This window comes from Nonomuraea wenchangensis (assembly GCF_900111685.1).
GTDB lineage: Bacteria > Actinomycetota > Actinomycetes > Streptosporangiales > Streptosporangiaceae > Nonomuraea > Nonomuraea wenchangensis.
On record NZ_FOHX01000004.1, the window covers coordinates 544,828 to 569,204 of the forward strand.

Sequence of the window (24,377 nt, forward strand, 5' to 3'; positions counted from 1 at the left end):
AGGAAAGCCGTGCCCGGTTCACAGCGAGGCTGGACCCAGTTGGCCGCCGTCCTGGCCGTCGCGCTGCCGGTGACGCTGACCGCGCCGGTCGCCGCCCGGGCCACCGGCGGCGATCCGGCCTGGCAGCAGGTCCAGGAGCAGCGTCCGGTGCCCGGCCACGCCGTCAAGGCACGCGCGCCACTGACGGACCCCGGTGCCGCGTACGACCTGAAGGCCCCACCGGCCGTGGCCTGGCCCCGCGCAGGCACAGCGGTGGTCCAGCCCCCGGCCCCCGCCGCCGCCAGCGCCGCCGCCTCTTCCGGACAGCCGGGCGGCGGGCGGCCGGTGCGGGCCGGTGACCTGCCGGTCTGGCTGAGCCAGGCGGCGGGCGCCGGAGGTGAATCCCTGGCCGCCGCGCGGCCCGCCCCCGCCGTCCAGGTCCGGACGCTGGACGCGGCCACCGCCGGCCGGTCCCGCATCGCGGGCCTCGGCCTCCAGCTCACCCCGCAGACCCCGCCGCCTGGCGAGGCCCGCACGACGGTCGAGGTCGACTACTCGGGCTTCCGCTACGCCTACGGCGGCGACTGGGCCTCCCGCCTGCGCCTGGTCCGGCTGCCCGCCTGCGCGGCCACCACGCCCGACCTGCCCCGCTGCCAGACCAGGACGCCGCTCCCCACCCGCAACGACGTCAAAACCGGCCGGCTGGCCGCCGACGTCGACCTCACCGGGGCCGCGACGACCACGCTGGCGGCCGAGGCGGCCCCGTCGGGCGCGGCCGGCACGTACGAGGCCACGTCGTTGTCGCCGTCGGCGACCTGGAGCGTCAGCAACCAGAGCGGCGCGTTCACCTGGTCCTATCCGCTCCGGCTGCCCCCGACCCCGGGCGGGCCGACCCCCAACGTCGGCTTCGTCTACTCCTCGGGCAGCGTCGACGGCCGCACGGTGGCCACCAACAACCAGGCGTCCTGGATCGGCGAGGGCTTCGACTACTGGCCCGGCTTCATCGAGCGCCGCTACAAGGCGTGCGCCGACGACGGCGTGACCCCCAAGCGCAACGACCAGTGCTGGGGCAACCACAACGCCACCCTGTCGCTGAACGGCCAGGCCACCGAGCTGATCCTGGACGACGCGACCGGCACCTGGCAGCCGAAGGACGACGACGGCTCCAGGATCGAGAAGTTGTCGGGCGCGGACAACGGCGACCTCGACGGCGAGCACTGGCGCGTCACCACCCCCGACGGCACCCAGTACTACTTCGGCCGCAACCACCTGCCCGGCTGGGGCGACGGCCAGGCCGAGACGCAGTCCACGTGGACCGTCCCGGTGTTCGGCGACGACGACGGCGAGCCCTGCCACAAGAGCTCCTTCTCCGACTCCTGGTGCCAGCAGGCGTGGCGATGGAACCTCGACTACGTCGTGGACCCGCACGGCACCGTCAGCACCTTCTGGTACGGCAAGGAGTCCAACTACTACCGCCGCGACGTCACCACCCTGACCGACGGCGTCCCCAACGGCACGCCCACCCGCTACGACCGCGGCGGCTACCTCAAGCGCATCGACTACGGCCAGCGCTCGGACGCGATCTTCACCTCGTCCGCCCCCGCCCGGGTCGTCTTCGACGCCAAGGAACGCTGCGTCCCGACGTCGTCCTTCGACTGCGCCGAGGGCAAGTTCACCAAGGACAACGCCAAGTACTGGCCGGACGTCCCCTACGACCAGAGCTGCGACGCGGGCGACAAGTGCCTCGACCGCTACTCGCCCACGTTCTGGACCCGTAAGCGGCTGGCGTCCGTCACCACCCAGGTGCTGTCGGGGAGCGCGTACAGGAACGTCGACACCTGGACGCTGGACCAGCAGATGCGCGCGCCCGGCGACGGCACGGCGGCGGGGCTCTGGCTGGCCGGGATCCAGCACACCGGCAAGGTCGGCGGGGCCGCGTCGCTGCCGGCGGTGAGGTTCGCCGGCGTGCAGCGGCCCAACCGGGTGGACGCCCTGGAGGGACGGCCGCCGCTGACCAAGTGGCGGATCTCGGCGATCGACAACGAGACCGGCGGCGCCCTGTCCGTCACGTACTCCGGCGAGGACTGCACCGCGGGCAACACCCCCGCGCCGGACTCCAACACCCGCCGCTGCTACCCGCAGTACTGGTCCCCGGAGGGCGCCACCTCGCCCAAGCCCGACTGGTTCCACAAGTACGTCGTCACCCAGATCCAGCAGATCGACCGCACCGGCGGCGCCCCCGACGTCCTGGAGACGTACGAGTATCTGGGCGGCGGCGCCTGGCACCACGACGATGACGACGGGCTGACCAAGGAGAAGTACAAGACCTGGTCGGAGTGGCGCGGCTACGGCAAGGTCCGCGTGCTGCGCGGCGCGGCGGGGGAGCAGCGGTCGAAGGCCGAGTTCACCTACTTCCGCGGCATGGACGGCGACGAGCTGTCCGGCGGCGGCAGACGGGACGTCAAGGTCACCGACTCCACGGGCGCCGCCGTGACCGACGCCGACCCCCTGCAGGGCCGCGTCCGCGAGGAGATCCACTACGACGGCCCGTCCGGGCCCGCTCTGACCGGCACGATCACCGGCTACTGGACGAAGCGGACCGCCCAGCGCGTCCGCTCATGGGCCACGACCAGCGCGCACATGGTACGCACCGACAAGGAGCGCACGCGCACCGCGCTCGCGTCGGGCGGCTGGCGGTACACCACGACCGACACCGACTACAACACCGACGGCCTGCCCACCCAGGTCGACGACCTCGGGGACGAGGCCACCGCCGACGACGACAGCTGCGTCAGCACCACGTACGCCCGCGACACCGCCCGCTGGATGCTCTCCTACGCCAGCCGCGTCGAGACCCTCAGCAGGGCGTGCGCCGCCACCCCCGACCGGCCCGCCGACGTGACCTCCGACGTGCGCAAGTTCTACGACGGCAAGGCGTTCGGCGTGCCGCCGTCCAAGGGCGACGTCACGAGGACCGAGAAGCTCGGCTCGTGGAACGGCGGCCCGCAGTACGTCACCGCCGGCTCCACCACCTTCGACGTCTACGGCCGCCCGCTGGTGGTCACCGACCCCAACGGCACCACCACGAAGACCTCCTACACCCCGGCCACCGGCCTGGTCACCGCCAAGCAGGAGACCAACGCGCTCGGCCACGTCACCACCACCGAGGTCGAGCCCGCCTGGGGCCTCCCCACCGCCACCACCGACGCGAACGGCAAGCGCGCCGACCTGGCCTACGACCCGCTCGGCCGGCTCACCGGCGTCTGGCTGCCCGGCCACGCCAAGGGGAGCTACGCCTCCACCCCGAACCTGAGGTTCGGCTACCAGATCCGCGCCGACGGCCCCACCACCGTCTCCACCTCGACCCTGCGCGCCGACAACGCGACCTACACGACCGGCTACGCCCTCTACGACGGCCTGCTGCGCGCCCGGCAGACCCAGCAGCCCGCCCCCGGCGGCGGCCGGCTGATCAACGACACCTTCTACGACACCCGCGGCCTGGTGTACAAGGCGAACGACGACTACTACACCGAGGGCGACCCAGGCAGCACCCTGTGGGTCCCCGGCAGCGACGACGACGTCCCCGGCCAGAACGTCACCGTCTACAACGGCATGGAGTGGCCGACCGCGCAGATCTTCCGCAGGCGCGGCACCGAGCAGTGGCGCACCACCACCACGTACGGCGGCGACCGGATCAGCGTCGACCCGCCGCCGGGGAGCACCCCCACCACCACGATCACCAACGGGCAGGGCGAGACCGTCGAGGTCCGCCAGTACAAGGGCGACGCCCCCACCGGCGACTACGACGCCACCAAATACACCTACACGCGGGCGGGAAGGCCGGCCACCGTCACCGACACCGCCGGCAACGTGTGGGCCTACCACTACGACCTGCGCGGCCGGATGACCCAGGTCGACGACCCCGACAAGGGCACCGCGAAGCTCACCTACGACGACAGGAACGACCTGCTCACGACGGTGACCGACGCCCGCGGCTCCAGCGTGTTCCTCACCTACGACGCCCTCGGCCGCAGGACCGCCGCGTACGCGGGCACCTCCGCCGCCGGCGCCAAGCTCGCCGAGTGGACGTTCGACAAGCTGCCCGACGGCACCGTCGTCAAGGGCCAGCCCACCGGCTCCACCCGCTACGTCAAGAACGCCGCCACCGGCGCCACGGACGCCTACAGCAGCGCCGTCACCGGCTTCGACCACGCCTACCGGCCCACCGGCACCCAGGTCGTCATCCCGGCCGCCGAGGGCGGGCTGGCCGGGACGTACAAGACCACGACCGACTACAACCCCGACGGCACCGTCCACCGCACCGTGCTGCCCGCCGCGGGCGGCCTGCTCGGCGAGACGCTCCTGTACGACTACGACCAGCTCGGCAACCCGACCACGATGCGGGGCCTGACCAACTACGTCACCTCGACGACGTACTCCAAGCTCGGGCAGATCCTCAGCCTGACGATGAGCACCGGGCTGAAGCGGGTCAAGGAGACCAACTTCTACGAGGAGGGCACCAACCGGCTCACCCGCTCGGTGTTCGAGCGGGAGACCGCCCCCATCTCGGTGGCCGACACCCACTACAGCTACGACCCGTCCGGCAACATCACCAAGATCGCCGACACGCCGTCCGGCCAGACGCCCGACACGCAGTGCTTCCGCCAGGACTGGCTGCAACGCCTCACCGACGCCTGGACCTCCACGGACGACTGCGCCACCGGGCCGTCGCAGGGCGTCGTCGGCGGGCCCGCGCCGTACTGGCAGTCCTTCGCCTACGACGCCGTCGGCAACCGCACCAAGGAGACCGAGCACCGGGCGGCGGGCGATGTCACCAAGACCTACACCTACGCGGGCGCCGGCAAGCCGCAGCCGCACACGCTGACCTCGGTCGCGCACCAGGGCGGGACGCGCGACGGCCAGATCGACACCTACACCTACGACAAGGCGGGCAACACCACCGAACGCGGCTCCGGCCGCGTCCTGGAGTGGGACGTCGAGGGCCATCTGGCGAAGTCGACCGACCCCTCCGGCGTCAGCACCTTCGTCTACGCCGCCGGCGGCGAACGGCTCATCCGCCGCGACCCCACCTCCACCACCCTGTACGTCGCCGGCATGGAGATCCGGCTCGACGCCAGGACGGGCGCCAAGACCGCGACCCGCTACTACGACTTCGCCGGCCAGACCATCGCCACCCGCACCGGCAAGGGCGTGACCTGGCTCGGCGCCGACCACCACGGCACCGCCGACTCCTCCGTCGACGACACGGCCACCCAGACGACCAGCCGCCGCCGCTTCACCCCGTTCGGGCAGCAGCGCGGCCTCGCGCCCACGTCCTGGCCCGGCCAGAAGGGCTTCGTCGGCGGCGTCATCGACGAGGCCACCGCCCTCACCCATCTCGGCGCCCGCGAGTACGACCCCGAGACCGGCCGCTTCATCTCCGTCGACCCCGTCTTCGACGTCTCCGACCCGCAGAGCTGGAACGGCTACGCCTACGCCGACAACAACCCGGTGACCGGCTCCGACCCCGACGGCCTGATGTACGACGGCGGCACCCAGTGCGGCATCATCTCGTCGAACCCGTGCAACCCGCCCTCCCGCGGCGGAGGCGGCGGCGGTGGGGGCGGCGGCGGTGGCGGGGGTGGCGGCGGTGGTGGTGGCTACTCATCGCCTCCCCCGCCGAGCAACCCGCCGCACTGCGGCCGGTGGAGCTTCGGCTGCAAGGCGAAGAAGATCTGGCAGGAGCACAAGGCCACCATCGTCAACGTCACCGTCGCGGTCGTCGTCACGGTCGGCTGCGAGGCCGCGACGGCAGGGGCCGGCAGCATCGGCTGCGCCGCCGCCGGCGGAGCCGCCGGCAACCTGGCGGGCTACCTGGTCTCGACCCCACGCGACGAGTGGAGCGCCGGGGGCGCGGTCAAGTCCGCGGCGATCGGCGCCGTCACCGGCGCGGCGGGCTGGGGCGTCGGCAAGGGAGTGGGCGCCGCACTCGGCAAACTCGCCACGACCGCGACCGGCAGGGCGGTCGCCGGAGCGGCGAGCAAGGCGGCCAGCAGGACCAGAAACGCCCTGGGCCGCGGCGGCGGAGCGGCCGCCGAGGGCGGCGAGTCCGCCGGCGCCGCGGTTGGCAAGGCGGCGGCGGGCAAGGCGGCGGCCAGAAGGGCGGGCAAGCCCAAGGCGTCCTCCGGGGCAGGCCCGAGCTGCAACAGCTTCGCCGCGGGCACCATGGTCAAACTGGCGGACGGCACCACCAAGGCGATCGAGCGGATCAGGCCCGGCGACAAGGTCCTGTCCACCGACCCGCTGACGGGCAGGACCGTGCCGAAGCCGGTTCTCGCCGCCTTCTCGGGCGTCGGCTACCTCAATCTCATCCAGATCACGGTCGACACCGACGGCAAGAAGGGCAGCGCCACCGGCGTCATCCTCGCCACCGAACACCACCTGTTCTGGGACACCCGGGATCGAGAGTGGGTCCGCGCGGACCAGCTGACGCGCGCCGACCGTCTGCGCACTCCGGACGGCGACATCGTCAGGGTTCTCGGCACGAGGCCCACGGAAGATCACCCCGCTGTCTACGACCTCACCGTCGCGGACCTGCACACCTTCTATGCGGCAGCGGGAGCCACGCCGCTGCTCGTCCACAACTGTGGGGAGCAGCACATCGTGCTCGGTCTAGAGCACCGTGCCGAGGCCTTCGCCGCAGAAAGGGAGGGCGCCGAACACCTCATGAACGACAAGGACTGGAGAGGAACGGTCTGGACCGCCGCGAATCTGCTCAAATTCGAGAGTCCTGGATTCCGCGTCTCGTTCGTCCTGGACGACATGCATGGCGCGGAGAACGGTGTCCGTTCTGCGGTGGGGCAGTCGTTGAGCAGAAATGCCCGTCAGATAGGTGGGGCGACGGATCTGGAGCTCGCCTTCTTCCACGACGCCGGCACCCTGGGTAAGATCGATTTCTATATCGGCGGAGTCAGGCAGGTGAACCCCTATGCATGAAAGGTCGGTGCTCGCCATCGAATTTCCGCTGCGCATGGACAGGCAGTTTCAACTGTGGTCATATCAGGTGAGTCATCGCGTGTTGCTGCTACGCAGCAACATCACGAGAGACGCGACCTCGCGTGTCGATCTGATGTTCAGGTCTGTCAGCGCCATGGAGCTGCGGAGCCGTTACGAATGGATTTCCGTTGACCTCGCCTCAGACAGCCGACGGGAACAGCTGTCGAGCCTCGGCGTCGAAGTCGCGGCCGGGGCTCATCTGTTCTCGATCGAGTCCGCCTTTCCTGGTGCGGGATATGTGGTTGCGGGAAGCTTCTATTACGCCGAGGACGATATGGATTACGGTCAGCCCAGCTCCATCGATCACCCCGAGTTGGCGCATCGCCAGATTTCCTCGGGAGAGTTCGGCTGACCATTGTCCATGACATCAGGCGGTGAGAGGCGGCCCCGGTGGCGGCGGAAGGCGTTAGTCGCGGGGGTGGTGGTGCTCGTCGCTCTCGTCGCGGCGGCGGGGGCGGGGGCGTGGTACGGCAGTGACCAGGGAATCAAGGTCATCCACTACGGCACGAGCAACACCAGGGTGCTCGCCGTGGAGGGTGATCGGGTGACGCTGGAGCAGACCCCGGAGACCGGCAAGCCCGGCACGTACTGGCTGGAGTGGACCGGCGCGTACTCCATGCTGGGCGACGTCGTCGCCCGCGCTCCCGGGCGGGTGACGCGCCGGGTGCTGCGCGGTGCGGTGCCGTCGCTCGGCACCCCCGGCTTCTTCGGCAACGTGCCGCCCGGGGACCCCGAGGTCGCCTGGGGGATCGGCTTCACCGAGACCATGGTGCCGACCGAGCTCGGGCCCGCGCCGGCCTGGCAGGTGCCCGGCAAGGGCGACACGTGGGTGGTGGCCGTCCACGGGCAGAACGGGCGGCGCAAGGCGGAGCTGAAGATCCTTCCCGTGGTGCACCGGCTGGGGCTGCCGTTCATGGCCGTCAGCTACCGCAACGACGAGGGGGCGCCGCCCTCCCCGGACGGGCTGCTGCACCTGGGCGACTCGGAGTGGCGCGACCTGGAGGCCGCCCTGCGGCACGCCCAGACGATGGGGGCGCGGCGGTTCGTCCTCTACGGCACCTCGATGGGCGGCCAGATCGTCGGCCAGTTCCTGGCCAGATCGCCGCTCGCCGGCCTGGTCGACCGGGTCATCATGGACGCACCCATGATCGACGTACGGATGACCGCGGAACAGGGCGCCAGGAACAACGGCCTGCCCGGCTTCGTCGCGGGCCTGTCGACCCTGGTCACCGAATGGCGCACGGGGGTCGACACCGACCGGCTCAGCCTGATCCGCCACCCGCCGGGGACCAGGCCGCCGCTCCTGCTGATCCACACCGTTCCCGACACCGACCACCCGATCCAGGAGGCGTACGGCCTGGTCGAGGCCGGCCGGCGGCTGCACTGGCGGATCCAGTTCGAGCCGTTCCCCGCCGGCGCCCACACGGAGGCGTGGAACGTCGACCGCGCTCGCTACGACCGGCTCGTCGGCGACTTCCTGGCCGGATGCGCGCTCCCGACCGGCTGCCGGGCGTGAACCGGCGCACGCGGGCCCGGTGGTCGTGGGCGGGCGTGGCGGCGGGGACGGCCGTGCTGGTCGCGGCCGTGCTGCGGCTGTGGCAGCGCTATCCAGGCGACGTGGACCCGGCCGGCGCGGCGTTCGCGCTCGTCGGCACCGCGGTCACCGTGATCGCGTGGTGGCAGGCGCGGCGGCTGGCCGACACCGACCCCCAGGCGGCGGCGATCCTGCTGGCCGGGCGGGTGCTGGCCGAGGAGAGGGCGCAGCGGGCGCAGTTGCTGGGCCGCAAGGGCAAGGACGCCGTCATCGACGTCGAGTTCGCGTTCCACCCCACCGGGGGCCAGGTCTCCGCCCCGCCCACCGGCGACCTCGGGCACGTGGCCGCCTACTTCCTCGGACTTCCGGCGCCTCGGCGACTCGTGATCTCCGGCGTGGCGGGCTCGGGCAAGACCGTGCTCGCGATCGAGCTGATCCTGGAGCTGCTCCGCGGCAGGCAGCCGGACGACCCCGTCCCGGTGCGGATCTCGGCGGCGAGCCTGGATCCCGACCTGCCGGTGAGGGAGACGCTCGCCCGGCACCTCACCGCGGCGTTCCGCCTGAAGCCGGTGACCGCGCGCACGCTCGTGGAGGCGGAGCGGATCCTGCCCGTCATCGACGGGCTGGACGAGATGGACGAGACCGACGAGCCGGGCTACGGCTCGCGGGCCGCCCGCGCCCTGCGCGCGCTGGAGGACTACGAGCACGGGCTGGAGCGCTGCAGCCTGGTGGTGACCTGCCGCACGGACCAGTACGACACCCTGGTCGCCGACCGGGCCGCCCCCCGAGGCGTCGCCCGCGTCACCGTGGAGGAGGTGACCAGCGACAAGGCGTGGCGGTTCATCCAGGCCGTCACCGACCAGGAGGACCCGGACCGCTGGCGGCCGGTCCTGGACGCGCTCACCCGCGACGGCCACGTCCTGGCCGGGGCGCTCGCCACCCCGTGGCGGCTGACCCTGGCGGTCAGCGTCTACGAGGAACGCGACCCGCTCACCGGGCGCTACGTGCGCTCCCCGCAGGACCTCACGGAGTTCCCCGACGAGCCGTCCGTACGGGAGCATCTCCTCGGCCTGTTCATCCCCGCCCGCCTGGCCGCGGCGGATCCGGCAGGAAAGGGGCCGAGCGCCGAGCAGACCCGCGCCTGGCTGGCCGTCCTCGCCCGTCATCTGCACCGCAACGAGAGCCGGCCGCCGTTCCACGGACGTGTGCTGTCCAGCACCGATCTCGTCCTGTACGAGCTGTGGCCGCTGGCCGGAGACCGCCCGCGGGCCATCGGCGCGCTGGTGGCCCTGGCCACCTGTCTTCCCGGGGTCGCCGTCGTCGTCGCCGCCTTCGTCCTGGTGATCTCGCAGCTCGACGTCGTTGACGGCCAGGTGCAGGGCCGTACGGTGATGGCGCTGGGGCTGCTCCTCCTGCCAGGCACCGTGGCTCTGAGCCTGCTGAAGGAGCCTTTCAGCGCCTGGCGGGAGGTGTGGTCCCCGGCGGACGAGGTCGGCTTCCGCGGGGTCCGCGGCGTACGTGACCGCAGGAGCGCCGTGCTGGGAGGCGTGCTCGCGGCGGCGGGCGGCTCGCTGGCGGGAGTGGGGATCGTACTGAAGTTCGGCACCGATCTTCCGCTGTGGGTGCCGATCGTGTTCGGCCTCCTGTTCGGAGCCGGGATGACGAGCGGGAGGAGCGGGGAGGACGGCCCCGCCGGTCTTCGCAGGGGCGTCGAGGCGCGGATGATCGTCAGGAACGACGCCCTCCTGACCCTCGTGGACGCCCTCACCTTCGGCCCGGGGCTCGGGTTCATCCTGGGCATCTGGTTCGCCGGGCTGCTGGACGGGCTCCCGGCCGTGACGGCGGTCGCGGCGGGCGCGGTGTTCGGGATGTCGCTCGTGGCGTCATGGTCCCCGCTGCTGTCGCGCCGCTACCTGGGGCTTCTCCTGTCGACGCGAGGCCGGCTGCCGTGGCGGCTGGGCCGCTTCCTGCACTGGTGTTATGACGCGGGGCTGCTGCGGATCTCCGGGATCGCCTACCAGTTCCGTCACCGTGAGCTCCAGGACCATCTGGCCGCGGCGCCGGCTCCGCCGGCCGAGGAGATCAAAGCCTTCCCCAAGAGCTGACCATGCGTCTTTCGGCCTCCGGATGGCAACAGGTAGACAGAAAACGTGGGATTTCGGGGAAACCCGCATCCGTGGGGGCGACCATCACTGCGCGACCACGCACTGGCGGTGATTCCGCTGGCCATGATCGTGATAATCACGGCTGCCGACCTGTTGTCCCCCAGCACCGTCCGCTTCGGCGCCCTGCTGGTGGCGGCCCCCGCGATCACGGCCTCCTTCGCCGGAGCGTGGTTCACGGGCCTGATCGGGCTGCTCGCCGTCGGGGCCGAGATGATCATCGGCTTCCATCACCATCTGATGGGCACCGGGAACGAGCGGGCGGAGCTCATCGCCATGATCCTGGTCTCGGCGTTCGTGGTGCTGTTCTGCCTCGTCCGGGACCGCGAGCGGCGGGTCCTGGTGCAGGTGCGCTCGGTCGCCGAGGCCGCGCAGCGAGCGTTGCTGCGCCCGCTGCCCGAGTCGCTCGGCTCGCTCCGGCTGGCCTCCGTCTACCTGGCCGCCGCGGCCGAGGCCCGGATCGGCGGCGACCTGTACGCGGCCGTACGCACCGAAGGCGCCACCCGTCTGATCATCGGCGACGCCCGGGGCAAGGGCCTTCCCGCCATCTCCGACGCCGCCGCGCTCGTCGGCGCCTTCCGCGAGGCCGCGCGCCGGGGCCTGTCCCTGCCGGAGCTCGCCGCCGACCTCGAGGACAGCGCGGGGTTCAACCCGTACGAGTCCGCCGGGACGTGGCAGGCGGACGACGAGAGCTTCGTGACCGCGATCACCCTGGACATAGCGGACGACGAGCCGGTGCTCACCATGGTGAACTGCGGCCACCCGCCGCCGCTGCTGGTGCACGCCGGCAAGGTCACGCCGCTGGAGTGCGAGCGCCCGGCGCCGCCGCTGGGCCTGGGGCACCTCGGCGACGAGGGATACAGCGTCTGCTCGTTCCGCTTCGAGGAGGGCGACCTGCTGCTGCTCTACACCGACGGCGTCACCGAGGCGCGCGACACCGCGGGCGTGTTCTACCCGCTGGCCGACCGGATCGCCGCCTGGACGAAGGAGTTCCCCGACGGGCTGCTGAAGCGGGTGTGCGCCGATCTCACCGTCTACACCCGCGGGCGGCTCGGCGACGACGCCGCCATGATCGCGATCCGCCGCCTGCCCCTGCCCGCCGCCCCCGAACCGCCGGGCGCGTCGAGCGTCACCGACCTGGAGCCGGTGGGAGCGGCCAACCGTCTGGTCCGCCCGGCGTCCATGGCGACACGATGGAGGCACTGATGGACACGTACCCGCAGATCGCGGACCACGGCGTGGTGGGGGACCTGCAGACCGTCGCGCTCGTCTCCGAGACCGGCACGATCGACTGGTGGTGCGCGCCCCGGTTCGACTCCCCGAGCCTGTTCGCCTCCATCCTCGACAGCGAACGCGGCGGATACTGCCGGCTCTCCGTCGATTCCGGACGCGTCGCGGGAGTCACCGTCCGGCAGCTCTACCTGTCGGACACCGCGGTCCTCGTCACCCGTTTCATGGCTCCCGACGGCGTGGGGGAGGTCGCCGACTTCATGGAGCCGAACCCCTCGGGCAGCCCCTCCGGTCGGCACCGGCTGATCCGGGTCGTCCGGGTGGTACGCGGCGCGCTGCCCTTCACCCTCGTCTGCCGCCCCCGCTTCGACTACGGGCGGGCGCCGCACGCCCTCACCCTCCTCGACGACGGCTCGGCCCTCTTCCACGGCCCCGGTACGGACCTGCGCCTGCAGGCCACCCCGTCCGTCACGCTGCGTCCCGACGGCGACGACCTGACCGCCGAACTCACCCTCCAGGCCGGGGAGACGGCCTTCGTCGCCCTGACCACCACGAGCGGCCCCGGCGAGCGGCCCCCGCCCCTCCTGACCACCGACGAGGTACGCGGCAGCGTCGAGTCCTGCCGCGCCTTCTGGCACGACTGGCTGCGCGCGTCCCGCTACCGGGGGCGCTGGCAGGACATGGTCAACCGGTCGGCGATCACCCTCAAACTGCTCACGTACGCGCCCACCGGCGCGCCGATCGCCGCGGCCACGATGGGCCTGCCCGAGCAGATCGGCGGGGAGCGCAACTGGGACTACCGCTACACCTGGATCCGCGACGCCTCCCTGTCCGTCCGGGCTCTGATCGACCTCGGCTTCGTCGAGGAGGCCCAGTCCTTCCGCGCATGGCTGCGTGAGCGTCTGGAGGCCGGGAACACCGCCTCGGGCGAGCCTCTGCAGATCATGTACCGGGTCGACGGGGACCCGCACCTGACCGAGGAGGTCCTCGGCAACCTGGAGGGATACCAGGGATCCGGGCCGGTCCGGGCCGGCAACGCCGCCGCGAGCCAGCTCCAGCTCGACATCTACGGCGAGGTCGCCGACGCCCTGGCGCAGGCCCAGGAGGTCGGCGGCATCCACGGCTGGCGGTCCTTCTCCGGGGTGCTCGACTGGCTGGCCGACGCCTGGGACCGCCCCGACGAGGGCATCTGGGAGACCCGTGGCGGACGCCAGGACTTCACCTACAGCCGCCTGATGACCTGGGTCGCCTTCGACCGCGGCATCCGCATGGCCTCCGCCTACTCGCGGCCTGCCGACCTCGCCCGCTGGACGGGCGCCCGCGACGCCGTCTTCGACCAGATCGTCGAGCGCGGCTGGAACCCGCGGCGGCAGGCGTTCGTCCAGCACTACGCCACCGACGTGCTGGACGCCTCGCTCCTGCTCATGCCCCGCGCCGGCTTCATCGCCCCCCACGACCCGGCCTGGCTGAGCACCCTCGACGCCATGGGCCGGGAGCTGGTCAGCGACAGTCTCGTCTACCGCTACGATCCCGACGCCTCCCCGGACGGGCTGCGCGGCAGCGAGGGGACCTTCAACCTGTGCAGCTTCCTCTACGTCGAGGCCCTGGCCCGAGCCGGCCGGCTGCAGCAGGCCCGCTACGCCTTCGACAAGATGCTCACCTACGCCAACCACGTCGGCCTGTTCGCCGAGGAGATCGGCCCGTCGGGGGAGCAGCTCGGCAACTTCCCGCAGGCGTTCACCCACCTGGCGCTCATCGCCGCGGCCATGGCTCTGGACGAGCAGCTCGACCGCGTGGAGACCCGGGGAGGCTGACGGCGGCGGCGAGTCCGATCAGGGCGAAGATCGCCAGAGCGACCATGGCGAGCGCGTAGGCCCGGTTCCCCTCGGCCGCCCTGGCGATGAGCATCGTTCCGACGATCGCCGTGCCGAACGACGAGCCGAGGTTGGAGACGCTGCGCGACAACCCGGATATCTCGCCCTGCAGTCCCTCCGGGAAGCTGGACTGCACGACGTTGACCGACGGGGTCAGCATCACGCCCACGCCCAGGCCGATCAGCAGCAGTCCCGGCGTGAAGGCGATGACCCTCGACGCCGCCCCGACCAGGACGAGCAGCACCACGACCCCCGCCACGGTCATGGCGAAACCGGCCACGATCAGCGTCTTCTGCGTATGCCTCCTGGCGAGCCGTTCCGCCGCCAGCGAGGAGACGAGAGCGCCCACGGTCGCCGCGGTGAAGATGACGCCGGTCTGGATCGCGTTGTAGCCCCGGACCGTCTGGAGGAAGACGGAGACGGTGAACGAGGTACCCATGAGGATCAGCCACTGCATGTTCTGGGTGACCAGGCCGAGGTTGGACGTACGGTCGTGGAACAGCCCCGTCGACAGCAGCGGCTCCTTCCCCGCGCGCTCACGGGAGCGGATGTGCAGGAAGAACCAGGCCAGCAGGACGGCGCCCACGGCGAGGAACACCACCAGCAGCGTGGTGTCGGCGCCGGCCTGGAGGATCCCGAACACCACGAAGAACATGCCGGTCGCGGACAGGACCGCTCCCGCGACGTCGAAGGGGCGGGCCGGATCCGGGGCCACGGGATCGACGAGCCGGCGGCTGAGGAGGACGATCAACGCGACGACGGCCGCCTGGAAGAGGAACGCGGCCCGCCAGTCGATCGCCGTGGCGATGAACCCGCCGATCAGCGGGCCCGCCGCCGCTCCGACCCCGGCCATCCCGCTGATCAGGCCGAAGGCCCTGGCGCGTGAGGGGAGGTCGTCGTACGCCATCGTCGCGAGGATGTAGACCGGCGGGATCAGCAGCGCCGTCCCCACCCCCTCCAGCAGCGAGTTGCCGAGGATCAGCACGCCGAGACCGGGGGAGAACGCGCTGATCAGGGCGCCGGCCCCGTACATGGCGAGGCCCGTCAGGAAGCACCGCTTGCGGCCCCAGCGGTCGGTCAGCTTGCTGGCGGGGATCATGAGCACCGCCATGACCAGCAGGAACAGCGTGATCGTGCCCTGCACGCCGCGCACCGTCGTGTTCAGGTCCGCGCCTATGTCGTTGATCATCACGTTCATGTTGGAGCCCGCGAAGCTGCAGATGAACTGGGCGAGGGCGAGCGGCGCCAGTGGCCGGCGCGGCGCGGCGGCCACGGCCTGGGCGTCGGGGGTCATGTTCCCGTGGTCCCCTTTTCTCGGCCCGGCGAGCGCCGCGAACAGGCAAAAAAGCCTCCATGGGAATTTGCCCACTTTTGTAGCGATTTGCGAAGAAGGGGAAAGGCCCCGGGTAGGAAACAAGGGCAGGAGCGGCGAGCATGCGCCTGAGCTGTTCGACCGCTGAACGCAAGCTCCGCCGTGCGGAGGGAGCCGATCATGGAAGAACCACGTTACGGACGCACCCAGCAGCACCCGGTGTCCCGGGAGGACATCTCGGAGGCGGTGCCCCAGCAGCGTCAGGTGGAGCGGGCGGAGACGGCTCCCGTGACGAGGGAGCCACAGCCAAGCGGCTGGCTCGGCTGGGTGATGTTCGCCGGCATCAGCATGATCATCCTGGGCTTCTTCCAGGCGCTGATGGGCCTGGTGGGGCTCCTTCACAGGGGCTTCTACGTCATCACGCCCAACAACCTGGCGGTCCCGGTCAACTTCACGGCCTGGGGATGGTTCCACATCGCCATAGGGGTGGTCGTCTTTCTCGCCGGACTCGCCGTCATGTCGGGCAAGACCTGGGGACGGGTGGTCGGGATCACCCTCGCCGCCATCCAGGCGTTCGTGAACTTCGCCTGGCTGCCCGCCTACCCGTTCTGGTCCGTCATCATCATCGTCTTCGACGTCCTCGTCATCTACGCGCTGGCCGTGTACGGGAAGGACATGAAGGCGTTCAACAGAGCGGGCATGCCGTAGGCGGCCCTCGCGGAGGAGGCCGGCGTCACTTCGGTGGCGGCGGCTTCTTCCGGTCGGCCGGTGGGGGCACCCGGGTGGCGGCGGCCGGCTCCTGCAGCTCCTGACGGGTGACGAACGTGTCGATCAGCGAGTGCAGCATGGCCACCACGGGGATGGCCAGCAGCGCGCCCATCGCGCCGAACAGCGACGCCCCCAGGATGACGGCCGCGAAGGACACCCCGGGATGGATGTCCATGGCCCGCGAGCTGATCTTCGGCTCCAGCGTCAGGTTCTCCACCTGCTGGTACAGCACGCCCCAGACCAGCGCCGCCAGGCCGATCCAGGGACGGGGCGACACCAGCCCCACGACCACCGGCAGGGCGATGGAGATGTAGGTGCCGATGGTGGGCACGAGCTGGGCGACCAGGCCGGTCCACGCCCCGAGCGCGAGCCAGGACGGCATGCCGATCGCCAGGAACACCAGCGCCGAGGCGATGCCGTTGATCGTGGCGAGGACGAGCCTGGAGGAGACGTACCCGCCGGTCTTGGCCGTGGAGACGTCCCACACGTTGATGAAGACCTGCTGGGTCCGGCCGGGCAGCAACTGCGCGATCCACCGGCGCAGCGCCGGCCCGTCGGCCGAGAAGTAGAACGTCAGCAGCACCAGGGTGAACAGGTTGAACACCGTCCCCGCCACCGTCCCCAGCAGGCCGAGGACGCCGTTGAGCGCTCCCTGCGCGTACGAGGCCGCCTGCTGCGGGGTCAGGTTGAGTGAGGCGAGGATGGCGGAGATGTCGTAGCGCGTGCCGAAGCGGGCGTTGACCCAGTCGACGACGGCGGTGATGACGTCGGGCAGCGCCTTCAGCAGCACCGCGACCTGCCGGACGAACAGGCCGCCGAACAGCAGGAGGAAGATCGCCAGGGTGAGGATGAACAGCGCCATCACCAGCAGCGTGGCCGTGCCGCGGCGCATCCGCCGGGACAGGCGGCGCACGGCGGGCTCCATGGCGAGCGACAGGAACCACGCCATCACCAGCATGGCGATCAGCGATCCCGCGTCGACGAGCACGAAGCGGACGAAGAACGCCGCGGCGACGACGGCCGCGAGGACGAGCCCGGCACGCCAGATGTTCGCGGGCGCGAGCAGCACCTGCACCGCGGGTCTCGGTTCCATCGGTCATCAACGTACAAGGTGGGGCCGCTTGAACTGGGCCTTCACCGCCTGGCCCGGTGCGGAAGATTGGCCGAATGTTGGGACTAGCAGAGCCGGGAAAGCGGGCATAAACCCTGAAGGGCGCAAAACGGTCTAGTGCCGAAAGGAGCGCCGCGATGGGCGACTACCCTCTTCTCAACCTCTTCTGGACCATGCTCCTGTTCTTCATGTGGGCCCTCTGGTTCATGCTGCTCTTCCGGGTCATCGGCGACCTGTTCCGTGACGACGACGTCAGCGGATGGGGCAAGACCGGCTGGACCGTCGTGCTGGTGCTCCTGCCCTTCGTGGGGGTCCTCCTCTACCTGATCGTCCGCGGCAAGGGCATGGGCCGGCGCGAGACGGCGCGGCTGCAGGCGAACGAGGAGGCGTTCCGCGCGTACGTGCGCGAGAGCGCCGCCGGCACGGGCGGCACCGGCTCGGGCACCGGGGACGAGCTGGCCAGGCTCGCCGACCTGAAGCGCCGGGGCGACCTCACCGACGACGAGTACGAGCGCGCCAAGTCCAAGGTCCTCGCCGGGGTGTGACCCCCGCCGGTCAGCCCGCCCCGTTCCCCAGATAGGCCAGCGCCGAGACCACGGCCGCCCGTACGCCGGTGTCCAGGGTGGGCTGGATGACCGGGGCGAAGGCGGCGTTGTGGTTGCCGGGGACGTCGGTGGCGATCGTGCCCCTCTCGGCCGCCCGCGCGTACAGCTCGGGGTCCGTGCCGCCGAACCCCCAGTACGTGAACGGCACGCCGAACGCCTTCGGGATCTCGCTGAAGTCCTCGCTGGCCGTCTGGAGATCGAGCACCTTCGCCCGGTCGCCGAAGCAGGCGGAGAAGGCCGCGGCGACCCTGCGCGTCGTGTCCTCGTCGTTGACCGTGGCGGGAAAGGCCCCGAACCGCTCGATCTCGGGCCCGCGGAGAGCGCCCGAGGCGGCGCACTCGGCGCGGGTGATCCTGACGATCGCGTCCCTGACGCGCCGCCGCACGTCCTCCTCGTACGTACGCACGTTGAGCTGGATCTCGGCCGTCTCCGGGATGTTGTTGGGGTTGGCGCCGGAGTGGATGCTGCCCACCGTGAGCACGGCCGGGGTGAGCGGGCCGACCTCGCGGGAGACGATCGTCTGCAGCCGCACCACGAGCATCGAGGCCATCACCACCGGGTCGATGCCCCGGTCGGGGGCCGAGCCGTGGGCCGAGCGGCCGTACACGGTGATCCGGTAGTTGTCGGCGGCCGACAGCGCCGGCCCCGGCCGGGTGAGCACCTGGCCCGCCGGATAGGGCAGCACGTGCTGGGCCAGGCACACGTCGGGCTTCGGGATCCGGCCGGTCAGCCCGTCGTCGATCATGCCGCGGGCGCCGTCGCCGGGCTCCTCCGCGGGCTGGAACAGCGCGACGTACGTGCCCTTCCACGCCTCCCTGGCCTGCGCCATCAGCCGGGCCGCGCCCAGCAGGGCGGTGACGTGCGTGTCGTGCCCGCAGGCGTGCATGACGGGGCCGCCGTCATCGCCGACGGCCGTGCTCGCGTACGGCAGGCCGGTCCGCTCCTCGATCGGCAGGGCGTCCATGTCGGCACGGAACAGCACGCACGGCCCGTCGCCGTTGGCCAGCACGCCGACGACGCCGGTGCCGCCGATGCCGTCGGACACGTCGTACCCGTACGCGCGCAGCCGCTCGGCCACTCGCGCCGAGGTGCGTCTCTCCTGGTGCCCGAGCTCGGGATGGGCGTGCAGGTCACGGTAATACGCCTCTAGGTCGGGCCTGATCGCGTCAAGCCCGGCCAGCACGGTGTCGGCGGACATCGATCGCTCCCCTCAGCCTCACCCGCGGATGCTTTCCTGATATCCGTCTGGAGTAGTCCAGACGGGCGCAAACGTTCCCCCATCCGGGGGCGGACCGGCGCCGGTTCCCGCGTGGGCGTCCCTAGGCTCCTGCCTGTGCGGGTCGAGACGATCACGACGGTGCTGGACCTGGTCGGGGTGTTCATCAACAGCCTGCTCGGCGGCTCGGTGGCCCGCCGCAGGGAGCTCGACCTGTTCGGGTACGTCGTGATCGGCGTGGTGTCCGGCCTGGGCGGCGGGATGATCCGCGACGTGCTGCTCCAGCACGGGCCGCCCCTGGCCCTGACCAACCCCCTCTACATCCCGATCGCGCTGGCCGGCGCCGGGGTGGCGTTCCTGCTGAAGTTCAGCGAACGGGAATGGACCCGGATCTTCTACGTCCTGGACGCGATCGCGCTGAGCGTGTGGGCCGTGGCAGGGGCGCAACGGACGCTGGCCGCCGGGCTCTCCTGGCTCCCGGCGATCCTGCTGGGCACCATCACCGCCGTCGGCGGCGGCGCCACGCGCGACCTGCTGGTGCAGCGCGTCCCGGTCGTCTTCGGCGGCAACGGCCTGTACGCGTCGGTCGCGGCCCTGGTCGCGGCCCTGCAGGTGATCTGCACGGCGCTCGGCGTGCCCGTCGCGGTGGGCACCCCCGTGGCGATCGTCGCGGGCACCGTGCTGCGGCTGGTCGCCTACCGGCGGGGGTGGGAGCTGCCCGGCGGCGTCGGCTGGGAGGCCCGCGACGTCCTCGGCAAGGCCATCCGCCCCCCGCCCCTCCGCCGCCGCCGCGACCGGCGCGGGGACGGCGACGAGTAAGACGGCGACGAGTGCGCGGAGGCGGGCGCCCGCCCGGCCGCCGGGCTCCGTCTGCAGGATGACAGATGATCACCCATGCGACGGACGACGCCCTGCCTGCCGTCTCCCTAACGTGCTCCTCGCGATGGGGCGCATCCGGCTCCCCATGCGGACAAGAAGGATGACGAATGAGCACGGGGAAGACGCGTACCAGCCTTGACGACATCGCGGCGCTGGGCGCTGAGCTCGACGAGGGCCAGCTGCTCCAGGTGAGCGGCGGCGCCAAGAGCCAGGTCATCGTGATCTGCGGTGGCCACACGCACACCTCCGGCGACAGCAACTAGTCAGCCGCGGGGGGCACGGCCTGGTCGCGCCCCCCGACCGGAACCATATTGATGATCCTCGTACTGACCTGCGACGGAGACGAGCACGCCGAGCGCGTCGTGGGGACGCTCGCCGGGGCGGACGTCACCGTCTTCGACCCCGCGCGGTTCCCCGCCGCCGCGACCCTGGAGATCGGCCATCCGGGGGACGGCTCGACCGTCCGGATCCTCGGCCACGGCGGGCGCCGTCTCGTCCTCGACGAGCTGACCGCGGTCTGGTACCGCCGCCCGGGGAATCCGGTGGCCCACCCTTCGACCGTCGCCCGCGAGCACGTCGAGGAGGAGTGCCGGGTCATGGTCGAGAGCCTGTGGGACGGCCTGGGCTGCCTGACGGTCCCCGCGTCCAGGCCGGTCATCGACCGGGCGGGGCGCAAGCCGTACCAGCTCGAAGTGGCCAGGCGGCTGGGCTTCGACCTGCCCGCGACGCTGATCACGAACGACCCCGAGCGCTTCCTCGACTTCTACGTCCAGCACGAGGGCCGGGTGATCACCAAGCCCGTGCACGGCAATCAGCTGGAGGCGGGCGGTGAGCGGTTCGGGCGGTTCGCGGCGCCCGTGACCCCGGCGGACCTCGGTCACGCCGACGCCCTGCGCCTGTGCCCGGTCATCGTCCAGGCGTACGTCCCCAAGCGGGTCGAGGTGCGGGTGACGGTGGTGGGCGGCGAGCTCTTCGCGGCCGAGATCCACTCGCAGGTCAGCAACCACACCCGCTACGACTGGCGGCACTACGACCCCGGCGCCACCCCCATCCTGGCGCACGACCTGCCGGACGAGGTCTCCCGGCGCTGCCTGGAGCTCGTCGGACGGCTCGGACTGTCCTACGGCGCGATCGACCTGATCCTCACGCCGGACGGCCGGCACGTCTTCCTGGAGATCAACCCCAACGGCCAGTTCCTGTGGATCGAGGACGCGACCGGGCTGCCCATCAGCGCGGCGATCGGTGAGCTGCTCAAGAGCGGAGTGAAGCGATGACGTACGGGCCGATGCTCGCCGACGCGGTCGGCCTGCTCAGCTCGGGGGAGCCCGAGCGCGGCCTGGAGGGGTTCCGCGCGGCGTACCCGCGGGTCCGGACGCGGCTGGTGGCCCAGCGCGAGGAGTTCGACGGGTCGCTGCACCACGCCCTGCTCATCAAGGACGGCGACGGCGCCACGATCTCGCTGTCCCGGTGCGCCGAGCGGGCCCTGCCGTGGCCGCTGCGCGGCGTGCACCGCGCGGGCGAGCACCTGCTGCTGCGGGTCAACGGCGTCGAGACGCCGGTCGCCAGGGCGATCGCCTGCCTGGACTTCATCTGGGACGAGTCCGCGCTGGCCGACCGGCTCGTCGCCGACAGCCTCGTACGCGAGGAGCTGGAGGAGACCCGCGAACCGCTGAGCGACGCCGCACTCCAGGAGGCGATGGACGCCTTCCGCCGCGCCCGCGGCCTGCTGACCGGGGAGGCGACCCGGGCCTGGATGGAGCGCAACCGCATCTCACACCGGGAGCTGGAGGAGCTGGTCGCCCTGGAGGCCGCCGTGGCCGCGCTCCGCTCGCGCGTGGCCGAGGGGCGGGTCGAGGACTGGTTCGCCGAACACGGAGCGCAGCTCGACGTGGCCCGTGTCGCGCGGGCGGTGTTCGTCACCGAGCCGGCCGCCGTGCCCGACGCGGCAGGGTTCCTCGGCGCGGTCGAGCGGGCCTTCGCCGACGGCAGTGCCCGTCCGGGCGAGGTGTTCGCCACCGTCCGCCGGGGCGACCTCGACGGGGAGACGGCGGAGCGGATCTTCGGAGCCCCTCCGGGGACGGTCGCCGGGCCGTTCCCTGTTGAGGGCGGGCACCTGCTGGTCAAGGTCCTCGCGGTGGAGCCGGCCGTGCTCGACGCGACCGTACGCGACCTCGTCGAACGCCGCATCTTCAGCGAATGGATCGACGAACGCAGGAACGCGGCCAAGATCGAGTGGTTCTGGGGGATCGCGGAACGGACGGCCGGCGGGTGAGCTCGCTTCCGTACCGGGAGAAGGCGGTCCACCACCATCAGGGCGTCCGGCGGCACGTCGAGCGCCCCTACCGCGTCTCCAGGACGCTCCTCGTCTGGCTGTGGACGTACGTGGGCCTGCTCGCGCTGGCGCTGGCGATCGTGGTGCTGCTCGGCGTCCTTCCCGCGCTCGGTGACCCGCGATGAGACGGGCCAGGGTGCCCGTGCTGAGGCAGAACACCATGGCCGACTGCGGCGCGGCCTGCCTGGCGATGGTGCTCGGGCACCACGGGCGCCGCGCGAGCGTGCGCGAGGTGGTCGCGGACGTCCAGGTGTCCAGGGACGGGCTGACCGCCTTCGCGATCGTCGAGGCCGCCAAGTCGTACGGCCTGCGCGCCAAGGCGCTGTCGATCGCGCCCGAGCGGCTCGGCTCGGTGCCGGGGCCGTTCGTCGTGCACTGGGAGTTCAACCACTTCCTGGTCGTCGAGCGCTGGCGCCCGGACGTCGTCGAGGTCGTCGATCCGGCCTCCGGGCGGCGCCGGCTCACGCCGGAGGAGTTCGACCTCGGGTTCACCGGGGTCGTGCTGGCCTTCGAGCCGGGCCCGGACTTCAACGCCCAGGGGCCCGAACGGCGCCCGTGGCGCGCGAACCTCCTGCGCGCCCTGCTCGTCCGCCACCGCGGCCTGCTCGTCCAGGCGCTGCTCGCCTCGCTGCTCCTGCAGGTGGCCGCGCTCGTGCTGCCCCTGCTGTCCGGGCTCGTCGTCGACGAGGTGCTGCCCGGCGGCGACCGGTATCTGCTGCGCGTCCTCGTCGTCGGCCTGCCGATCGTGGTGCTGATCCAGGGGATGCTCAACTACCTGCGTACGGCCGTGCTGCTCATGCTGCGGGCACGGGCCGACACGGAGTTCACGGGCGGGGTAGTCGGCCGGCTGTTCTCGCTGCCTTACGGGTACTTCACCCTGCGCGGGGCGAGCGACCTGGTCATGAGCACGCAGAGCGCGGCCAGCCTGAGAGCCATGCTGTCCGGCCAGGTGCTGTCGGCCCTCCTCGACGGCCCGCTGGCCGTGGTGCTCATGGTCCTCGTACTGGTGCGCGACCCCCTGCTCGGCGGGTGCCTGGCCGCGATGGCGGCCGTCCAGGTCGTCCTGCTGCTGCTCACCCGGCGACGGATCGCCGACCTCACCGGGCGCGGGCTGACCGCCGCCGCCACGACCCAGGGCCGCCTCATCGAGTCCATCCAGGGCATCGAGTCGATCAAGGCGTCCAGCTCGGAACGGCGTGCCGTCGAGCGGTGGTCGGCGATGTTCACCTCCCAGATGAACGCCGACCTGCGCCTGGGCCTGACCCGCGGGCTCCTGGACTCGGTCCTGTCCGCCATCAGGATCCTCGCTCCCGCGCTGCTGCTGCTCGTGGGCACGGTCCGGGTGCTCGACGGCGGGCTGAGCCTCGGCACGATGCTCGCGCTCAACGCGCTCGCCGTCTCCGCGCTCACCCCGCTGACCTCGCTGCTGACCAGCCTCCAGGAGCTCCAGGAGGCCGGAGCACACGTCGAGCGGCTCGCCGACATCATCGAGGCCGAGCCGGAACGCACCGGCGGCGCGCGGCCACCGCTGCGCGGCGAGGTGACGCTGAGCGGCGTCGGGTTCCGCTTCGACCCCCGTTCGCCCTGGACGCTCAGGAACGTCACGCTGAGGATCGCCCCAGGGCAGAAGGTCGCGCTGGTGGGCAGCTCGGGTTCGGGCAAGAGCACCCTCGGCAGGATCCTGCTCGGCCTGTACGAGCCGGTCGAGGGCGAGCTCCGCTACGACGGGACGCCCGCGCGCGACCTGGACCCGCGCTGGCTGCGCGGCCGGTTCGGCGTGGTCACCCAGGACCCGCACCTGTTCACCGGGACCATCAGGGAGAACATCGCCCTGACCGTCCCCGGCGCCCCGCTGGAGCGGATCGTGGCCGCCGCCAGGCTGGCGCACGTCCACGACGACATCATGGCCATGCCCATGGGGTACGAGACGATGCTCGCCGAGGGCGGCGGCCTGTCCGGCGGCCAGCGGCAGCGGATCGCCCTCGCGCGGGCCCTGCTGCCCGAGCCGCGCATCCTGCTGCTCGACGAGGCCACCAGCCACCTCGACACCGTGGCCGAGGCGGCCATCGAGCGCAACCTCGCGGCCCTGCCGCTGACCCGCGTCGTGATCGCCCACCGGCTGAGCACCGTACGCGACGCCGACCAGATCCTCGTCATCGAGGCCGGCCAGGTCGCCGAACGGGGCACCCACGACGAGCTGATGCGATCCGGCGGCCGCTACGCGACCCTCTCCGACCTGGCCCGGTCGGCGGTCTGATCCAGGGTGAGGATATGGGGGAACGTTTACCTGATCAGGGGTGTCGGCAAGGCGAGAGGGGC

General features: G+C 71.7%; 17 protein-coding genes. 14 read left to right on the forward strand and 3 right to left on the reverse strand.

The window, feature by feature from the left end; translation table 11 throughout:
* Nucleotides 1–9 precede the first annotated feature (9 nt).
* The 6 genes from BMW85_RS51920 (at nt 10) to BMW85_RS15050 (ending at nt 13,775) form a co-directional block, all read left to right on the forward strand.
* Complete coding sequence (locus BMW85_RS51920) at nt 10–6,975, forward strand: RHS repeat-associated core domain-containing protein (RefSeq protein WP_143082287.1); 6,966 nt, start codon at nt 10–12, stop codon at nt 6,973–6,975.
* 7 nt (nt 6,976–6,982) lie between these two features.
* Nucleotides 6,983–7,387, forward strand: a complete 405-nt coding sequence (locus tag BMW85_RS15030; RefSeq protein ID WP_091081643.1) for a hypothetical protein — start codon at nt 6,983–6,985, stop codon at nt 7,385–7,387.
* A 69-nt stretch (nt 7,388–7,456) separates the two neighbouring features.
* Nucleotides 7,457–8,551 carry an alpha/beta hydrolase family protein gene (locus tag BMW85_RS15035; RefSeq protein ID WP_218155784.1) on the forward strand — a complete coding sequence of 365 codons (1,095 nt, stop codon included), beginning with the start codon at nt 7,457–7,459 and terminating at the stop codon, nt 8,549–8,551.
* Nucleotides 8,521–10,674, forward strand: a complete 2,154-nt coding sequence (locus BMW85_RS15040) for an NACHT domain-containing protein (RefSeq protein WP_091081646.1) — start codon at nt 8,521–8,523, stop codon at nt 10,672–10,674. The genes BMW85_RS15035 and BMW85_RS15040 overlap by 31 nt, the downstream gene beginning before the upstream one ends.
* A 123-nt stretch (nt 10,675–10,797) precedes the next feature.
* Entirely contained in the window at nt 10,798–11,937 is a 1,140-nt protein-coding gene (locus BMW85_RS15045) for a PP2C family protein-serine/threonine phosphatase (protein ID WP_091081648.1), read from the forward strand.
* Nucleotides 11,937–13,775, forward strand: a complete 1,839-nt coding sequence (locus BMW85_RS15050) for a glycoside hydrolase family 15 protein (RefSeq protein ID WP_091081649.1) — start codon at nt 11,937–11,939, stop codon at nt 13,773–13,775. The genes BMW85_RS15045 and BMW85_RS15050 overlap by 1 nt, the downstream gene beginning before the upstream one ends.
* Here the strand turns inward: BMW85_RS15050 and BMW85_RS15055 are convergent.
* Nucleotides 13,714–15,129 (reverse strand): MFS transporter, encoded by a 1,416-nt coding sequence (locus BMW85_RS15055; protein ID WP_091081651.1) that lies wholly within the window; start codon nt 15,127–15,129, stop codon nt 13,714–13,716. The genes BMW85_RS15050 and BMW85_RS15055 overlap by 62 nt on opposite strands.
* 198 nt (nt 15,130–15,327) lie before the next feature.
* Between BMW85_RS15055 and BMW85_RS15060 the strand changes: the two genes are divergently transcribed.
* A complete protein-coding gene (locus BMW85_RS15060; protein WP_218155786.1) occupies nt 15,328–15,855 on the forward strand; it encodes a DUF7144 family membrane protein in 528 nt (175 codons plus the stop codon).
* A 25-nt stretch (nt 15,856–15,880) separates the two neighbouring features.
* Here the strand turns inward: BMW85_RS15060 and BMW85_RS15065 are convergent, their stop codons facing one another.
* On the reverse strand, nt 15,881–17,008 hold the full coding sequence (locus BMW85_RS15065) for an AI-2E family transporter (protein ID WP_245774797.1): 1,128 nt from the start codon (nt 17,006–17,008) through the stop codon (nt 15,881–15,883).
* A gap of 155 nt (nt 17,009–17,163) precedes the next feature.
* Here BMW85_RS15065 and BMW85_RS15070 point away from each other — a divergent pair, with 155 nt between their 5' ends.
* A complete protein-coding gene (locus BMW85_RS15070; RefSeq protein WP_091081652.1) occupies nt 17,164–17,571 on the forward strand; it encodes an SHOCT domain-containing protein in 408 nt (135 codons plus the stop codon).
* Nucleotides 17,572–17,581: 10 nt separating this feature from the next.
* Here the strand turns inward: BMW85_RS15070 and BMW85_RS15075 are convergent, their stop codons facing one another.
* A complete protein-coding gene (locus BMW85_RS15075) occupies nt 17,582–18,829 on the reverse strand; it encodes an amidohydrolase (RefSeq protein ID WP_091081654.1) in 1,248 nt (415 codons plus the stop codon).
* Nucleotides 18,830–18,964: 135 nt separating this feature from the next.
* Here BMW85_RS15075 and BMW85_RS15080 point away from each other — a divergent pair, with 135 nt between their 5' ends.
* The 6 genes from BMW85_RS15080 to BMW85_RS15100 all read left to right on the forward strand — a co-directional run bounded on the left by BMW85_RS15080 (nt 18,965) and on the right by BMW85_RS15100 (nt 24,315).
* Entirely contained in the window at nt 18,965–19,666 is a 702-nt protein-coding gene (locus BMW85_RS15080; protein WP_218155787.1) for a trimeric intracellular cation channel family protein, read from the forward strand.
* 167 nt (nt 19,667–19,833) lie between these two features.
* Nucleotides 19,834–19,989, forward strand: coding sequence for a hypothetical protein (locus BMW85_RS49570; protein ID WP_177240687.1), 156 nt, complete (start codon nt 19,834–19,836; stop codon nt 19,987–19,989).
* 51 nt (nt 19,990–20,040) lie between these two features.
* The gene (locus BMW85_RS15085) at nt 20,041–21,000 is read left to right on the forward strand and encodes an MvdC/MvdD family ATP grasp protein (RefSeq protein WP_091081658.1); all 960 of its coding nucleotides are present in this window, start codon (nt 20,041–20,043) and stop codon (nt 20,998–21,000) included.
* Nucleotides 20,997–21,998 carry a TIGR04500 family putative peptide maturation system protein gene (locus BMW85_RS15090; protein ID WP_091081659.1) on the forward strand — a complete coding sequence of 334 codons (1,002 nt, stop codon included), beginning with the start codon at nt 20,997–20,999 and terminating at the stop codon, nt 21,996–21,998. Before BMW85_RS15085 ends, BMW85_RS15090 begins: the two co-directional genes overlap by 4 nt.
* Nucleotides 21,995–22,183 carry a hypothetical protein gene (locus tag BMW85_RS15095; protein ID WP_091081661.1) on the forward strand — a complete coding sequence of 63 codons (189 nt, stop codon included), beginning with the start codon at nt 21,995–21,997 and terminating at the stop codon, nt 22,181–22,183. The genes BMW85_RS15090 and BMW85_RS15095 overlap by 4 nt, the downstream gene beginning before the upstream one ends.
* The gene (locus BMW85_RS15100) at nt 22,180–24,315 is read left to right on the forward strand and encodes a peptidase domain-containing ABC transporter (protein ID WP_091081663.1); all 2,136 of its coding nucleotides are present in this window, start codon (nt 22,180–22,182) and stop codon (nt 24,313–24,315) included. Before BMW85_RS15095 ends, BMW85_RS15100 begins: the two co-directional genes overlap by 4 nt.
* Nucleotides 24,316–24,377: the final 62 nt, after the last annotated feature.

Bases quoted from the DNA above. Each gene is read 5' to 3' on its own strand.
- BMW85_RS15065 (WP_245774797.1), bottom strand. From the start codon at position 17,008: ATGGAACCGAGACCCGCGGTGCAGGTGCTGCTCGCGCCCGCGAACATC.
- BMW85_RS15060 (WP_218155786.1), top strand. From the start codon at position 15,328: ATGGAAGAACCACGTTACGGACGCACCCAGCAGCACCCGGTGTCCCGG.
- BMW85_RS15040 (WP_091081646.1), top strand. From the start codon at position 8,521: ATGCGCGCTCCCGACCGGCTGCCGGGCGTGAACCGGCGCACGCGGGCC.
- BMW85_RS15075 (WP_091081654.1), bottom strand. From the start codon at position 18,829: ATGTCCGCCGACACCGTGCTGGCCGGGCTTGACGCGATCAGGCCCGAC.
- BMW85_RS15100 (WP_091081663.1), top strand. From the start codon at position 22,180: ATGAGACGGGCCAGGGTGCCCGTGCTGAGGCAGAACACCATGGCCGAC.
- BMW85_RS15055 (WP_091081651.1), bottom strand. From the start codon at position 15,129: ATGACCCCCGACGCCCAGGCCGTGGCCGCCGCGCCGCGCCGGCCACTG.
- BMW85_RS15045 (WP_091081648.1), top strand. From the start codon at position 10,798: ATGATCGTGATAATCACGGCTGCCGACCTGTTGTCCCCCAGCACCGTC.
- BMW85_RS15070 (WP_091081652.1), top strand. From the start codon at position 17,164: ATGGGCGACTACCCTCTTCTCAACCTCTTCTGGACCATGCTCCTGTTC.
- BMW85_RS15090 (WP_091081659.1), top strand. From the start codon at position 20,997: ATGACGTACGGGCCGATGCTCGCCGACGCGGTCGGCCTGCTCAGCTCG.
- BMW85_RS15085 (WP_091081658.1), top strand. From the start codon at position 20,041: ATGATCCTCGTACTGACCTGCGACGGAGACGAGCACGCCGAGCGCGTC.
- BMW85_RS49570 (WP_177240687.1), top strand. From the start codon at position 19,834: ATGAGCACGGGGAAGACGCGTACCAGCCTTGACGACATCGCGGCGCTG.
- BMW85_RS15050 (WP_091081649.1), top strand. From the start codon at position 11,937: ATGGACACGTACCCGCAGATCGCGGACCACGGCGTGGTGGGGGACCTG.